Source organism: Nocardia sp. NPDC041819 (assembly GCF_055590505.1).
Window position 1 is genome coordinate 18160 of the sequence record NZ_JBVJAP010000030.1, and the last position, 14424, is coordinate 32583.

At 65.0% G+C, this 14424-nt stretch carries 10 protein-coding genes and 5 pseudogenes; 4 read left to right on the forward strand and 11 right to left on the reverse strand.

What is annotated here, in order from left to right; genetic code table 11:
- Window positions 1-488: 488 nt before the first annotated feature.
- A pseudogene (locus ACZ6DL_RS37090) lies at window positions 489-2584 on the reverse strand (ISAzo13 family transposase).
- A pseudogene (locus ACZ6DL_RS37095) lies at window positions 2571-4175 on the reverse strand (amidase); the annotation flags it as partial. The pseudogenes ACZ6DL_RS37090 and ACZ6DL_RS37095, both read right to left, overlap by 14 nt.
- On the opposite strand from ACZ6DL_RS37095, the gene ACZ6DL_RS37100 reads away from it, so the two are divergent.
- Window positions 4110-4616 (forward strand): transposase, encoded by a 507-nt coding sequence (locus ACZ6DL_RS37100; RefSeq protein WP_466058295.1) that lies wholly within the window; start codon window positions 4110-4112, stop codon window positions 4614-4616. The pseudogene ACZ6DL_RS37095 and the gene ACZ6DL_RS37100 sit on opposite strands and share 66 nt — an antisense overlap.
- On the opposite strand, the gene ACZ6DL_RS37105 is transcribed toward ACZ6DL_RS37100, so the two are convergent.
- The gene (locus ACZ6DL_RS37105; RefSeq protein WP_466058297.1) at window positions 4537-5748 is read right to left on the reverse strand and encodes an IS110 family RNA-guided transposase; all 1212 of its coding nucleotides are present in this window, start codon (window positions 5746-5748) and stop codon (window positions 4537-4539) included. The genes ACZ6DL_RS37100 and ACZ6DL_RS37105 overlap by 80 nt on opposite strands.
- A gap of 206 nt (window positions 5749-5954) precedes the next feature.
- Here ACZ6DL_RS37105 and ACZ6DL_RS37110 point away from each other — a divergent pair.
- A pseudogene (locus ACZ6DL_RS37110) lies at window positions 5955-6083 on the forward strand (hypothetical protein); the annotation flags it as partial.
- 101 nt (window positions 6084-6184) lie between these two features.
- Here ACZ6DL_RS37110 and ACZ6DL_RS37115 read toward each other — a convergent pair.
- The 4 genes and pseudogenes from ACZ6DL_RS37115 to ACZ6DL_RS37130 all read right to left on the reverse strand — a co-directional run.
- Window positions 6185-6400 (reverse strand): annotated as a pseudogene (locus ACZ6DL_RS37115) (IS3 family transposase); the annotation flags it as partial.
- A gap of 8 nt (window positions 6401-6408) precedes the next feature.
- Window positions 6409-7296 carry a hypothetical protein gene (locus ACZ6DL_RS37120; RefSeq protein ID WP_466058299.1) on the reverse strand — a complete coding sequence of 296 codons (888 nt, stop codon included), beginning with the start codon at window positions 7294-7296 and terminating at the stop codon, window positions 6409-6411.
- On the reverse strand, window positions 7262-8353 hold the full coding sequence (locus tag ACZ6DL_RS37125; protein WP_466058301.1) for a tyrosine-type recombinase/integrase: 1092 nt from the start codon (window positions 8351-8353) through the stop codon (window positions 7262-7264). Before ACZ6DL_RS37125 ends, ACZ6DL_RS37120 begins: the two co-directional genes overlap by 35 nt.
- A 185-nt stretch (window positions 8354-8538) precedes the next feature.
- Window positions 8539-9222, reverse strand: a complete 684-nt coding sequence (locus tag ACZ6DL_RS37130) for a DDE-type integrase/transposase/recombinase (RefSeq protein WP_466058303.1) — start codon at window positions 9220-9222, stop codon at window positions 8539-8541.
- A 180-nt stretch (window positions 9223-9402) separates the two neighbouring features.
- On the opposite strand from ACZ6DL_RS37130, the gene ACZ6DL_RS37135 reads away from it, so the two are divergent.
- On the forward strand, window positions 9403-10443 hold the full coding sequence (locus ACZ6DL_RS37135; protein ID WP_466058310.1) for an IS110 family RNA-guided transposase: 1041 nt from the start codon (window positions 9403-9405) through the stop codon (window positions 10441-10443).
- A 17-nt stretch (window positions 10444-10460) separates the two neighbouring features.
- Here the strand turns inward: ACZ6DL_RS37135 and ACZ6DL_RS37140 are convergent, their stop codons facing one another.
- The 3 genes from ACZ6DL_RS37140 to ACZ6DL_RS37150 form a co-directional block, all read right to left on the reverse strand.
- A complete protein-coding gene (locus ACZ6DL_RS37140) occupies window positions 10461-10754 on the reverse strand; it encodes a transposase (protein ID WP_466058305.1) in 294 nt (97 codons plus the stop codon).
- A gap of 269 nt (window positions 10755-11023) precedes the next feature.
- Window positions 11024-11629 carry an LOG family protein gene (locus ACZ6DL_RS37145; protein ID WP_466058307.1) on the reverse strand — a complete coding sequence of 202 codons (606 nt, stop codon included), beginning with the start codon at window positions 11627-11629 and terminating at the stop codon, window positions 11024-11026.
- On the reverse strand, window positions 11626-12957 hold the full coding sequence (locus ACZ6DL_RS37150) for a MiaB/RimO family radical SAM methylthiotransferase (RefSeq protein WP_466058308.1): 1332 nt from the start codon (window positions 12955-12957) through the stop codon (window positions 11626-11628). Before ACZ6DL_RS37150 ends, ACZ6DL_RS37145 begins: the two co-directional genes overlap by 4 nt.
- A gap of 37 nt (window positions 12958-12994) precedes the next feature.
- Here ACZ6DL_RS37150 and ACZ6DL_RS37155 point away from each other — a divergent pair.
- Window positions 12995-13764 (forward strand): IS5 family transposase gene (locus ACZ6DL_RS37155; RefSeq protein ID WP_466058312.1). Its coding sequence is split into 2 segments (ribosomal slippage): window positions 12995-13294 and window positions 13297-13764, totalling 768 coding nucleotides; the frame shifts between segments, so codons are not numbered across the junction.
- Window positions 13765-13774: 10 nt separating this feature from the next.
- Here ACZ6DL_RS37155 and ACZ6DL_RS37160 read toward each other — a convergent pair.
- Window positions 13775-13951 (reverse strand): annotated as a pseudogene (locus tag ACZ6DL_RS37160) (tRNA (N6-isopentenyl adenosine(37)-C2)-methylthiotransferase MiaB); the annotation flags it as partial.
- Between the last annotated feature and the right edge of the window lie 473 nt (window positions 13952-14424).

Here is a 14424-nt window from a genome sequence, read left to right on the forward strand (position 1 = left end):
TTCAGTCATTCACCGAAAATATCGTGGTGGGTGCTATTCAGCGAACCGACGCAGATGTCGGTGCGCCTCATCGTTTGTGCACGCCGGGAGGCACCTGGGTACCCTTTGTCGAAGCGCACCATTGCCCGATCTGGCACATTCGACTATCCGTTCTTTGCCGGAGTCGGCAGCGTCGCGAGGTCACAGGTCTGCGCGGCTACGCAAGCCGGACATCGGATAAGCGCTGCGTGATTTTCATCCGGCCCGACACGCTGATTCTCGACAGCTTCCACATACCCGAATTCACTGTCGCTCAGTACCGCAACTGCACTCGCGTGTTTCGGTGCTGGCAGCCTGTCGGGTGGTGTTGAATCATGTCGTGGCCGAACCGGATTCGTTGATGCGAGGATTCCGGAGCGGTTCACCGATGCATCGAGCGCCCTTGGTCCGGCGCCACCTTGCCCGGTGCGAGCTGGCAGCGCTGCCGCACCCACTGGATTCGTAAAGATTCAACTTGGCGATTCGTGGTCCTTGTCCGGGGTTATATGGGTGAAAATCTCGGCGGTAGTGGTGAATTGGTGCGTGGACGGGGTGGCGATGAAGCCGTCCTGTTCGAGCAGGGGCGCGACGTCGTCGATGGCGTTGCGGATGGTGCCGCGGCTGACGCCGAACAACTCGGCGAGGGTGTGCTGGTCGCATAGTTGTCGTTGGGCCAGGATCGTGGCCAGGATCCGGTCGGCGTCGGTGATCTTTTGACGGAACAGTCCGCCCCGGGTGCCGGGGCGGCGTTCGCCGCCGCGTTGATGATGGCGGCGACGTTGGATCGCAGCATGGTAGGACACCGAGATCCGATCGACCAGGGCTTGGAAATCCTCGCGGTGCATGCCCGTCAGATCGGGGTGGGACAACCTCGGTGATACTTCCAGTTGTGCTGTGGCAGCGTCATTTGCGAGCCAGGCGCGCAGATCTTGGACATCGGAGAAGTAGCGGGAGATCTGGGAGAGGGAGATCTGTCGTTCATCGAGCAGGGTCCGGGTTTCCCTGATTGCTTGTCCGATGGTGTTCGGGTTGATTCCCAGCAGTTCGACCAGGACTTTCTGGGGGCAGACCCGCCGCAGATAAACGACGGTGATCAGCACTTTGTCGGCTGGGGTCAGCAGTGGCCTGCCATGGTCTCCGCGCTGTTTGCGGCGCGCCCCACCGCGTTGCAGGTATTTGCGCTGCTCGGCCACGGCCGCTTGTGCCGGCGCCAGCCGGTCGCATAGCTGCCGCAGCTCGTGGTCGGGCATGCCGGTGACCTTCGGGTCGGCGAGCAGCGCGAGGGCGTGTGCCCGAGATGCGTCCCGGTCGTCGGCGGTGACGACCCCGCCTGGCGATCCGGCAGGGGAAATCGTGTAGTTCCAGGCGCCGCTCTGCTGATGTGGGGTGACGGGCAGCGACCGGAAGTGCTCACGGCTAACGGAGATCCCGGTCGGATAGGTGCTGGTGTCCAGCTCGGCGTGAACACGCAGCCCGGTGCGGGTGCGTGTGGCCGCGATGCTGTTGACGACGACCTCATGGCTGGTCAGTGGCCTGCCGCGCCAGTTCATGGTGATGTGGGAGAACAGCCGGTGCTCGATCTTGTTCCATTTCGAAGTGCCCGGCGGGAAGTGGCACACGGTCACCGTCAGGCCGGTCTCGGCGGCGAACGCGGCCAGCTCGGCCTTCCACAGTCGATACCGGTAGCTGTTGGAGCCGCCGCAGTCGGCGGTGATCAGCAGGCGATCCGCGTTCGGATGGTTCAGGCAGCCGCGAGACCGCCACCACCGCCGAATCGATTCCACCGCGAATACCGAGGTGTCGTGATCGGTTCCCACGTTCACCCAGCCGGTGTCGTTGGCGAGGTCGTAGATCCCGAATGGGATCGCCACCTCGACTTCGGGACCGATGAAGTAGAAGCTGTGGTCCTCGACCCGGACCGGTTCGCCTTTGGGCCGCCACTGCCGACCAGCGTTGGGCAACTGACCGAGCTGCTCCTTTTTCTTGGCATCGACACTGATCACCGGTTGCCCGTCGGCGTGATGCCGCTTGACCTGCTCGTTGATATGGCGGAATTGGAGATCCCTGTCGGGATGCTGGGTCCCCTCCAGGGTCTTGGCGTTGGCCTGCAGGCTGAAACCCTGCTCCTTCAACAGCCGGCCCACCGTCGGCGCGGACACTGGATGCCGGCCCGGGTCAGCTCCTCGGCCAGATTCCGCAGCGACTTGACCGTCCAGCGCAGCGGCGACATCGGGTCCCCACGCTCATCAGGCTCAACCAGCGCCAACAGTGCTTCGACCAGCCCCGGGTCCAATTCCTCGGCCGGCTTGCGGCCACCACCATGTCGTCGCACACGCCCATCAGGCAGCGGCTGTTCCCCGGCCTCCAGCTCGAATACACCCTTGCGGACAGTGGTTTCGCTGACTCCGGCCGCCCGGGCCACCGTCCGAACCCCGCCATGCCCCAACGACCGGGCTTCGCCAGCCAACGCCAAACGCCGCTGCCGCTCGTTCAGATGCGGCAACAAGGCCGCGAACCGCGTCGACTCCCGAGTAGGAGGCCAACGTCGGGGGCACCTCGAACCCACCGATAACCCCCTCCAGTAACTCCGCCAACCGCAGCACCGTCCGATCCTCGAACATCGACCCGATCAACTGCACCCCCACCGGCAGCCCGTCGGGCGACCGCCCCGCCGGAACAACCGTGACCGGCAGCCCTGGCAACGTCGCGATCCCGGTCCAGACGAACTGATCGCTGTACGGATAAGCCACCCCGTCGACGTCGATCCGCCGCGCATCCCGATCCGGGTTGTGGTTGTGCGGGAATGCCACGGTCGGCATCACCGGACAGGCCACGACGTCGAACTCGGCGAAGAACGCCCGCCAGGCGTGCCGGTTGAGTTCGCGGCGGTCGGCCGCGGCGACCCAATCGCGATGGCTGTACGTCACGGCACGCAGCCGGGCCGCCGCGAGACTGTGGTCGTCCGCGTCCAGCGTGCCAGCGAGCGCCCTCAGGTTCTCATACACCCCTATCGGCATCCGGGCGCCGATGTCAGCACACAGCAGCTGCGTGAAAAGTATTGAGGCATCGGTCGGGTCGGGCAGGAGTGGACTGTGCTGCTCGACGCGGGCGCCGGCGGCCACCAGCGCGTCGGCCACCCGGTGCACGCCCGCGCGGACCGCGGACTCGGTGGCCATGAGCGGGTGTTCGTCGAGGACCAGGACCCGGAAGTCGCGGAGTCGTTCGTGGCGTGCGGGCGGCAGCTTCTGCTCGTACGCCCTACCGAGGGTCAGCGGGTCGGGGCCGGCCATCACGTCGAACAACAGCGTCAGATCGCGGGAGGTGCGGGCCATCGGGCCGACGACGGCCTGGTCCGAGTCGACCGGGAGGGCCGGCGCGGGCGGCGGGGCCATACCGCGGACGGCCGCCAACCCGGGCGTCGGCTTATGCGAGTAGATGCCGCAGCAGTGGGCGGGCGAGCGCAGAGAACCGTTGCGGTCGGAGCCGATGGACAGCTGGCCGAATCCGGCTGCCAGTGCGGCGGAAGATCCGCCGGAGGAGCCGCCCGCCGTTCGACTGTGGTCCCACGGGTTGTTGGTGGTGCCGTAGAGCTCGTTGAAGCTCTGCCAATCACCCAGCATCAGTGGCACATTGGTCTTGCCGAGGATCACCGCGCCCGCGGACTTCAGCCGGGACACCTGGACAGCGTCCTCGGCGGGCAGATGGTCGGCGTAGGCGCGCATGCCCCAGGTGGTGGGTAGGCCGGCGATGTCGTAGGACTCCTTCACCGTAACCGGAATGCCCAGCAGCGGAAGGTCTTCGCCGCGGGCGCGCGACTCGTCGGCGGCGCGGGCGGCGGCCCGGGCCCGATCGAAATCGGGAACGCAGATCGCGTTGATCGCCGGATCGTCGCGCTCGATGCGGGCGATCGCCTCATCGGTGAGCTCCACCGAGGTCACCTCCCCGGCACGCATCGCAGCTGCGAGTTCCTCGGCCGACCACCAACCCCACTCCATGAACCCGACTCTACGGGCCCAATTGGGCGGGGCGCCTGGGGTTAACGCAGTCCGTCTTGTCCAGCGTGCTTGTACAGGAACCGCCGCGCGCCGATCATGGCTTCGGCGGCTCCGTCGCCCTCGCGAGCGTTGCGGTCGCGCCTGGCGTCCTGCCCGTGCCATTCACCTTCTCCACAGCACTATGCCTCGGGCGCCAGCTCGCTAACGCCAGTTTCCGTTCAACTGGACCCCACATGCCAGTTCCGTCAGCGCGCGATCGAGTTGGCCCGCAGTAGCGACCGGCCGATCGGTCAGGTTGCGAAGGGCTTGGGGATCTCGGAGTCGTGTCTACGGAACTGGCTCCGAAGAGCCGACATCGATGAAGGCGCACGTGACGGTGTGACCAGCTCCGAGCGCAAAGAGCTCGCCGAGTTGCGGCGAAGGGCGCACCGCGATCATCCGCCTCGTCGGAGCAGTACTGGCAGAACAACACGATTCTCAATGGAGTTGTCAAATCCCGGATGGCTGGGCAGACGTCCCGTGCTCAGGCCGCTGCGGCAACCGGTTGGGCCTGGGTGGGCGAGTAGCGGCGGTTGTCGCGCAGCAACGCCCACAGGACGTTGACGCGGCGTCGCGACAGGGCGAGCACGGCCTGGGTGTGGCGCTTGCCTTCGGCTCTCTTACGGTCGTAGAAGGCGCGGGATTCGGTGGTGGTGCGGATACTGACCAGCGTCGATTGATAGAAGACACGTTGGAGTCCACGGTGGTATCGGCGGGGTCGATGCAGGTTGCCCGATATTCGGCCGGAGTCCCATGGAACGGGCGCCAGTCCGGCCAACCCCGCGAGTTTGTCAGCCGAAGCGAAGGCGGCCATATCGCCGCCGGTGGCTACGAGGAATTCCGCCCCCATCAACGTTCCGATGCCCGGCATGCTCACCAGGATCTCGGCGAATCGGTGCCGGCGAAATCGGTCCTCGATGAGCTTCTCAGTGTGCTTGATCTGCTCGTTGAGGTTGATCACCCCTTCCGCCATATCGGCTACCAGTTCAACGGCCAGTTTCTGTCCGGGAAGCCTGGTCTGCTGCGATATAGCCGCTTCCACCGCCGTGGCGGCCAGGGCAGACGCGCTGCGGACCTTCTGCGATCGCAGCCACTGCTGGACTTCCTCGATACCGGCAGTGCGGATGGCGTCCGGACTCTGGTATCTGGTGAGCAGAATCAGCGGGCCGCGGTTGGTGAGATCCAGCGCATGCTCGAGTGCGGGGCTTACGGCAAGCAGTTGCTGGTGCAGTCTGCTGATCAGCCGAACCCGGTCTGCGGCCAGGTCCGCCCGGCGAGCCACCAGCATTCGCAGCTCGACGATCAGCTCGTCATCCATGCGCACAGGCCGCAAGTCACGTCGGACGCGGATCTGATCTGCAATAACCGCAGCATCTTTCGCATCTGTCTTGCCCGCACCCCGGTAGCCGTCGGAGGCCCGATTCACTTGGAAACCAGTGATATAAGACACCCGGTGCCCGCGGGAGCGCAACAACGTCAGCAACAACGCCGACTCACATCCGACGATGTCAACGGCCCAATCGAGCTCATCGGCCAGTCCCGCCGCCTCGTCGATGAGCCGCAGCAGGGCGGTCTCGTCGTTGGCCACGCGCCGCGATAAGACCTGGTTGTTGTCCTGGTCAATCACCACGGCGTGATGATGCTGCTTGCCGATGTCGATGCCGACCCAAGCCCGCTCCAAGTCGCTCTCCCTCATCTGTCGCAGTCCCATTGCACACGGACGACTACGCCGTCGAGTCCCTACGCAGCGATCGAATCGCAATTCTCAATCAGCAGTCGGAGTCGCCGAGGGGTGTCGGGCGGCCAATCGTGTTGAGCCACAACATAGGCAGACGAATGGAAGCCATACCCGACACCCTGTGGGCGCCAGAACCCTACGACTGGCCCGAGCTGCCCGCAATAGAAGGTAGGGACGAATGGATCGAAGGCCGCCGCTACCTCGGCCTCGACGTCCTGGCCCGATCCCGCACCACCACCGACACCAACCCGAATGAACAGGAGGAAACCACCACCCCAGCCCTCACCGCCTAACCAACCGGATCAGCGGTGACCGCCCCTCCTACACCACGCCCCTGGACTTGACCCCGCATCGCCGGAGTGGGGACTGCTGCACCGAGAGGTGACAGTTTCGGTCAGGCAGCCTGAGTGGCTGGTGTGGTCATGATTGCTTCGTATTCGACCGGGGTCAATCTGCCGAGCCTGGCTTGGCTTCGGCGGCGGTGGTAGGTCCGTTCGATCCAGGTCACGATCGCGATCCGGAGCTCGTTGCGAGTCGCCCAGCCCCGGCGGTCGAGGACATTCTTCTGCAGCAACGCGAAAAACGATTCCATCGCAGCGTTGTCACCGCATTATCCGGCTAATCAGGGCTGATCTTGTTCCGCTGGCGGTGTTTCGCGGTTATCCGGCTGATTTCTGGATGTCGGTGATGGCGGCGTCGAGTCGGGCGATGAGTTTGTGGTGGCGGTCGGCTTCGGTGATCCAGCCGCGGCGTTGGGCGTCGTCGGCGAGTTTCTGGGCGTCGGTGCGTTGGGCGGGTGGCCATGCTGGAGACGGTGTGGCGGGTGCAGGTGCCGCGTTTGGCGTTGAGGTAGTCGATCATCGCCTCGGCGATCGCCGGGGTGATGCCGTCGAGACGGACCGCGAAGTCCCAGGGGCCGCCGCGGCGAGGCGGTTCGGGCAGGATGCCGAGGTGGAACAGCACCAAACGTGTGTTGGCCAGTGCGGCCTTGTAGTGGTGCCAGCCTTTGCCGGTGCGGTCTTGGCGGTCGCGGCAGGCGTCGGCGAACTCGTTGAGATCGCCGGTGGTGAGTTGGTGCAGGCGGCGGCCGGTCTGGATCAGCAGCCGCGCCGGGGCCTGCGAGCCGGTAGCCGTGCGGACCCGTTGACTGAATCCGAGTTCTCCTGCGGCGGTGCGGTATCGAGCGAGATCGCCTCCGATCGAGGAGGCGTCGATCTCGCGCCAGAGGCTGGAGATCTTGCGTTCCAACAGATAGTCGTAGCCGGGCCGCAACCAGCCGTGAAGCATCAAAAACGTGATGAACGGTCGCGTCGAGGAATTCGCCGAGCACCGCAGCTCGAGCGGCTCATCGGCCCAGCCTTGCGGGTCGGGCCAGCGTTGCAGGAATGTGCGGGCCGAGCTGTAGTAGGGCGAGCTGCCGCGGCCGGTGCGCGCCAGTTCGGCCAGGTAGGTGTGGTAGATGTCGTCGGCGTCAGACCTGGCGGCGAATACGTGCGCGTGCGGCATCGAATTCCTCCTTCACCCGCTTCGGTGCCAGATGGATGTAGCGGGCGGTGGTGTCGACATGAGTGTGCCCGAGCAGTGCTTGCATGACCGACAGATCGACCCCGGCCTCGGCCAGCGCGGTGCCGAACGAATGCCGCAACGCGCGTGGATGTCCGGCGGTGACACCGGACAGTTGCCGGTGATAGCGGAAGATCGTCCGCAACCCGGCCGGGGTGAGCGGCTGCCCTCGGTGCGGGCCCTTCGCGACCAGAAACAAACGCGCCGAGCCTGATTCGGGTCGCTCGGCCAGCAGATAGCCCTGAATCACGCGGGCCAGGTCGCTGTCGAGCGGGACGGCGCGTTCCTTGGCGCCCTTGCCCCAGACCCGGATCCAGCCGCGACCGATGTCGACATCGGCGACGTCGAGGGCCAGCACCTCGCACGACCGCAACCCGCAATACAGCATCAGCCCGGCGATCGCGCGGTCGCGCCAGGTCCGCAGACTCGCCAGCAACCGTGCCGCCTCCGACACCGCCAACGGCCTCGGCAGCCGTCGCGGTTCCCGCAGTCGCAGTGCCGATCGCGGTCGCGGCTTGCGCACCAGATGCGCCAGCAGTCCGGTCTTCTCACCTGGCACTAACCGTTGCGCTTCACGGCCTTTCGGCACCGGACTCGTCAGTGCCGGGTCGCGCATCGCGCGGAACGCGAACAACCCCGACACCGCCACCAGCCGCCGGTTCACCGTCGCCGCCGCATATCCGTCCAGCCGCCGGCCCGCCAGGTCCACCACGTTCGGACCCGGCCGCCCCGGTAAACGCGCCGCCCGGCACGCGGCCAAAAACCGCAGCAGCACCGACGTGGTCACATCGTCGACCCCGAATCCTTCACCGAGCAGCCACCGGCCGAACATCACCAGATCGAATCCATAGGCCCGCACTGTTTTCGGTGAATAGTTGCAATCAGCCATATAACCCAGATACTCGTCGATCACCCGCAGCCCGTCGGCACCCGGTCCGGCCAGATACCACCGGCCACCATCCTGTTCCAGGCGCAGTCGATCACGGTTGTCCATGCTCATGCCCGACAGGTCTACTCCGGGTTAGCCGACACGCGAACACACGAATCGCCGAAGGCCTCCGAACCCCCCTTGACCAGGGAAATAGGTGGATATTAGCCGGATAAGGGGCACGCACCGACCCGCCCCATCGACCCGACCATCGCGTGAGCGCCCAAGGCGCGAACGAACTTCCGAGACCGACACTGCTACCCCCTGTCGCTGTGAACGATGCAGCCGGCGACCTGCTCACCGGCCGCGCTGCGCCGGGCCGTGGCAGATGCCAGAGCATCGACCGCCAGGCGTGCCTTCATCCGTGAATCGATCGAGTAACCCACGATCCGGTTGGAGAACACGTCCTTGACCGCGCAAAGACAGAGCTTCCCTTCACCGGTGTCATGTTCCGTTATGTCCATGAGCCACAACATGTTCGGCGCATCAGCGGTGAAGTTCCGGGCGACCATATCGTCATGAACCGGTGGACCCGACCGACCGTTCTTGCTGCCGCGTTTCTTACCGAAACTGCTCCACCACTTGTTCACCGAACAGATCCGCCACGCGGTCCGCGCCGCCATCGGCTCACCGACCGCGGCTGCCTCGTCGAGCAGGAACCGATACCCGAACTCGGGATCGTCGCGGTGAGCATCGAACAAGGCATTAGCCCGATACGCCTGCTCGAGATCAGCGGCAGGAACCGGATCGGCGAGCCACCGATAGTACGGTTGGCGCGCAATCTTCAGGACCCGGCACGTCACCGCGACGGGAATCCCGTCAGCGGCCAGCTCGCGGACGAGCGGGTAGATCTGTAATGGTCTTGGCCGGTCTGAGATCGGCTGGCAGGCTGACGCTTCGGCTCGCTGCGCGTGACTCCGGGTATATCCGACCCCGATCATCGGGTGTCTTGAAAATGACTTGTCCGCGCAGTGAGTCGGGCGTCGGACCGCCCGCCCGGATGGCCTGATCAGAAGAATGTCCGCGCAGTTCACGCGTGACCCGTTACAGATTTGCCTCCGAGTGACCCGGCCGACGCCACCGCCCGAGACACCGAGAGGACGACCATTCACAGGGCTCGAATAGCCGACCGCTACGAGTTCGTGATCGGCGTGGATACCCACGCCCGCACCCACACCTTCGTTGCCATCGAAACCCGCACCGGTGCCGTCGCCGACACCCGCGAATTCCCCACACATCCAGCCGGCCTGGCCCGCGCAGTGACCTGGATACAAAACCGCACCATCGGGGCGGTCTTCGCCGCAGTGGAAGCCACCTCGTCCCCCGGCGCGATTCTGACCGCCACTCTGATCGATGCCGGAATTGCCGTCGGCGAGGTCCGGCCACCCTCGCGCAAACAACAGGCCGTCGACGGCAAGACCGACCGAATCGACGCAGAAGCAGCCGCAAGATCGGTTCTGGGACGCGAAGAATCGCGAGTCGCGGCACCACGATCCGCTGGCGATCGCACAGCCCTGCGGATACTACTGGCCGCACGGCGTCTGCTCGACCAGCAGCGCACCGCCAGCCGCAATGCCCTCACCGCACTACTTCGGACCATCGACCTGGGCATCGACGCCCGCCGACCGATCACCAACCCCACCATCGCAGTCATCGCCAGCTGGCGCGCCGCCTCCAGCGACCAGGTCACCAAAGTCGCCCGCGCCGAGGCCCGGCGCCTGGCACGAGCGATCATCGATTACGACGCCCAGCTCAAACGCAACCACTCCGAACTCAACGAACTGGTCAATACGGTCGCGCCCGGCCTGCAGGACACCCCCGGCATCGGGCCGGTGACCGCAGCCATCATCTACTGCGCCTACTCCCACCACGGCCGCATCCGATCCGAATCCGCCTTCGCCAACCTCGCCGGCGTCGCACCACAACCAGCCTCATCGGGAAACACCGTCCGCCACCGTCTCAACCGCGGCGGGGACCGCCAACTCAACCGCGCCTTCGACATCATCTTCCGGACCCGCCTCAGCTACGACCCCGACACCCGCGCCTACGCCGAACGCAGTCGCACACAAGGCAAATCAGCACGAGAAATCCGACGCAATCTCAAACGCTACGTCTGCCGCGCCGTATTCCGGCAACTCCGAACAACAACGACCCCGGCTTGACAGGAGCCATAGAAGAGTCATTTTCCCGGCAGGTTCGCCTGCGACAGATAGGCCGCCGCCCGGCGCAGGACCTCGTTCTCCTGCTCGAGCAACCCGATCCGTTGACGCGCCTCCCGCAACTCGGCGTTCTCCGCGGCGGTCGTTCCCGCAGAAAAACCGTCCTCGACACCAGCGGTCTTCATCCAGTTCGCCAGACACGACTCGCTGATCCCGAAATCGGCCGCGATCTGCTCGAGCTTCTGGCCTGGTTCTCGATTGCGAGCGACCCGCACGACGTCGTCGCGGAACCCCTTGGGAAAGGGCCTGGGCACGGTGTCCATCCTTCCAGCAGAGCCACACGGCACCACAGATCAGATGTCACCTTCCAGTGCAGCAGTCCCGACGTTGCTGCTACAGCGGGTGTTGTCCGCGGTCGCGCTCGCAGTGGGTGGCCGTGCCGGGGCACGGGTGACTGGGCATCTGGCAGCGCGCGTCAGCCGCATCGGTTTGGAGTCCTCGCTCAACTCCATCGCGACGTCGAGGCTTTTTGGACAGCTTGCCCGAACCGCATTTTTCCTCATCAACCGATTCGCTCGTCGAACTATGCGTCGGCGAGACCGCATCGGGTGGTCCCGTTCGGGTCGCGTGGGTTCGTGGATCGAGGCCCGTTGGAGTTCAGGGCTCGGAAAGCGGTGTCGATGTCGGTGGTAAGGACGAGGCGGTCGAGTGCGGCGCGGCGGATGAAGCGGCGATTGAGCAGAGTGTGGAGCCATTCGATCAGGCCAAGATAGTGGCCAGCTGGGTCGAGGATGACCATCGGTTTGTTGTGTACACCGAAGTAACCTGCCGTCCAGGTCTCCAGCAATTCCTCCAGCGTGCCGATGCCACCGGGCAAGGTGAGAAAGGCGTCAGCGCGTGCGGTCATGATGTTTTTGCGTTCTGCGAGTGTCTCAGTGACGATCAATTCCTGCGCGTTCATGTCGCCCAGTTCGAGGTCTGCGAACACTGCCGGGATGACACCCACTGTATGCGCTCCGGCGGCGCGCGCTGCCTGCGCCACAGCGCCCATCATGCCTATACTGCCGCCGCCGGAAACCAGACGCCAGCCGCGCCTGCCGATTTCGCGGCCGACAGCTGTCGCCAGCGCTAGGCTGTCCTGGTCATCGGTGTCCGCTGAACAGTAGACACAAACGGTCGTCCCCATCATTCGGTGACCTGGTGATCGGGACCGGCGGGCGCGCCGATGCGCGGAAGGCCGAGAACTACGCCGGAGGGTGCGGTGGTGGGGGTGGGGCACCGGTCGTGCGCATCTCCGGCGCGATTGCGGCGGTGGCTGTGGATCGAATCATCGGCGAGTGGGTGGTGATGTGCGGCGGCAGTGATGGTGGTGGTCACGAGGTCGCCGGGCCGGACCGACGCGGAGCCGGTCCGGAAGTAGACCAAACGTCCGTCGCCGCTCACACGCTCGATGGTGAATTTCTTCCTACTGTTGTTATCGATGACCAGAAGTTCGACGGAAGTGCAGACCAAGGCCTGGTTGGCGTCGAGGGAGATCCGGTCTCGCAGGGCGGTGAGTCGTTTAAACCGTTCCGGGACAACAGATTTCGGCGACTGGTCGGGAAGTGCAGCGGTCGGCGTCCCGGGGCGGGGCGAGTACTGGAATGTGAAAGCACTGGCGAACCGTGCCTTATGGACTACGTCAAGGGTGTCCTCGAAATCCTCGTCGGTCTCGCCCGGGAAGCCGACGATGATGTCGGTGGTGATCGCCGCCTCGCGTATAGCTCGGCGGTCTCCGTCGATGATGGCGAGGTAGCGCGCCTGGCGGTAGGAGCGGCGCATCGCTTTAAGTATGTGATTGGAACCGGACTGAAGCGGCATGTGCAGCTGCGGGCAAACCTTCGGTGTTTCCGCCATTGCCTCGACGACATCGTCGGTGAACTCGGCCGGATTTGGCGACCTGAACCGGACCCGTTCCAGCCCCTCGATCGTGTCGCAGGCGCGCACTAGGTCGGCGAACGCGCCACGGTTGGGTGGCCGGTCGGGGTCTGCGAAGTTCACTCCGTAGGAATTGACGTTCTGCCCCAGCAGTGTTATCTCGATAATGCCCTGGGCAACCAGCGCTTTTATCTCGGCGAGTACGTCACCGGGGCGGCAGTCGACTTCCCTGCCGCGCAATGCGGGCTCCGGTGCATCGCGGATCTCGATTTGAGCCTCGTTGTTATGCCGGGCGCGTTCCAGCAGCGCAGGCAATGAGGCGAGGTTATGGGCGCCGAACACCACATCCACCCACGGCGCCCGCTGGATGACGACGTCGCGGTCCTTCTGGGCCCGGCAACCTCCCACCGCGATCTGCATTCCCGCACGGCCGGCCTTGATCGGGGCCAGGTGCCCGAGCGCGCCGTAAAGTTTGTTGTCAGCGTTCTCGCGTACCGCGCAGGTGTCAAGACCGTGTCTCACGTCGTTGTGACTGGTTATCGGTGGGTCGCGATGGACTGTGATCGGTTGTGGTGCATGATGTTCGGCCGTGTCGGACAAGTTGTCGAAACGTCTCGTTCCGGACGAGCTTTGGGCGATGGTGGAGCCGTTGCTGCCGAAGTTCGAGCCACGACCGCAGGGTGGGGGTACTGCTCCGGCCGACGAGCGGGCGGTGTTCACGGCAGTGGTATTCGTGCTGACCAGCGGGTGTGCGTGGCGGATGCTGCCACCGTCATTCGGGGTCACCGTTCCAACGGCGCACCGCCGGTTCACGGTGTGGACCGAAGCCGGTCTCTGGCGGCGGCTACATCGCGCGATACTCGATGAGCTCGGCAGCGAGGGCTTGATCGACTGGTCGCGTGCGGTGATCGATGCAGCAAGCGTCCGGGCGAAAAGGGGGGATCTCTGACCGGCCCGAGCCCGGTCGACCGCGGCAAGTCCGGCTCGAAAATCCACGTACTGTCCGATCGGGCGGGAATGCCACTGTCGGTGGCGGTTTCGGCGGCCAACACCAACGATGCCGAGGCATTGCGGCCGCTGGTCAAAGCGATCCCCGCGGTTCGGTCGCGGCGCGGTCCGCGTCGGCGCACACCGGCCAAACTGCATGCCGACGAGGCGTACGACACCGCCGAGCTGCGGCAATGGGTGCGCGATCGGGGTATCGCCGTCCGCATCGCGCGCAAAGGCATCGAATCCTCCCAGCGCCTCGGCCGCCACCGCTGGGTCATCGAACGCACCATCTCCTGGCTCACCGGCTACCACCGGCTCAACATCCGCTACGACCGCAAAGCCACACACTTCCTCGCGTTCCTCACCCTCGCCGCAGCGCTGACCTGCTTCAAGAAGCTGACGAAGTACGCCACATGAGACGGGGTCTAAACACCACCAGATCCGCAGTCTGATCGGGTGCAGCCGCGACATAGCCAGCGGCTTCAAGTGGTCCGGACAATTGTTCGGAGTCGTGCGCGTTCATCTGACAGCCGAACGTGCGGACCTCGTAGCTCCGGCCCTTCACTCCACTCACTGATCCTCGGCGTTCCTCGATCAATCGGATTAATCCCCCCGGGTACCCGAAACGGGGCTCACAAGCGCTCCTTTTGAGGGAGGTTGACAGCCCCGCTTCGGTTTTGGAACCTTCTGGCAGCTCCGGGCCTCCTTTTGAGGGAGGTGCGAGGCTCTCCAGTGTCTTCCATCTGCTGTATAACGGTACATCGTTTGGCGGTACACCACAATAGGCAAAAGGACCGGTTTGTTTGCTTCTTCGCCCTTGGTGTTAGCCCCTCGGCCGGCGAAGCAGTCACCGGCCGTGGACGCGCGGCCGCATCTGATGACCGGACGAAGGGCGGGTTCATTGGTGGCCGATGTACATGTAGGACTCGATCTGTGCCCATCACTACCGGACAGCTCCCCGTGTCGTTGCACGCGAGCATGACCGGTCGCATGGTCACCGTCTGGGCGGATCTGCGCAGCATTCACATCACCTGCGACGGCCACGTCATCCGCACCCTCAGGTCGCGGCTACTACCC

Bases quoted from the DNA above. Each gene is read 5' to 3' on its own strand.
- ACZ6DL_RS37100 (WP_466058295.1), top strand. From the start codon at position 4,110: ATGGCTTCGGCGGCTCCGTCGCCCTCGCGAGCGTTGCGGTCGCGCCTG.
- ACZ6DL_RS37105 (WP_466058297.1), bottom strand. From the start codon at position 5,748: ATGAGGGAGAGCGACTTGGAGCGGGCTTGGGTCGGCATCGACATCGGC.
- ACZ6DL_RS37120 (WP_466058299.1), bottom strand. From the start codon at position 7,296: ATGCCGCACGCGCACGTATTCGCCGCCAGGTCTGACGCCGACGACATC.
- ACZ6DL_RS37125 (WP_466058301.1), bottom strand. From the start codon at position 8,353: ATGAGCATGGACAACCGTGATCGACTGCGCCTGGAACAGGATGGTGGC.
- ACZ6DL_RS37130 (WP_466058303.1), bottom strand. From the start codon at position 9,222: ATGATCGGGGTCGGATATACCCGGAGTCACGCGCAGCGAGCCGAAGCG.
- ACZ6DL_RS37145 (WP_466058307.1), bottom strand. From the start codon at position 11,629: ATGATGGGGACGACCGTTTGTGTCTACTGTTCAGCGGACACCGATGAC.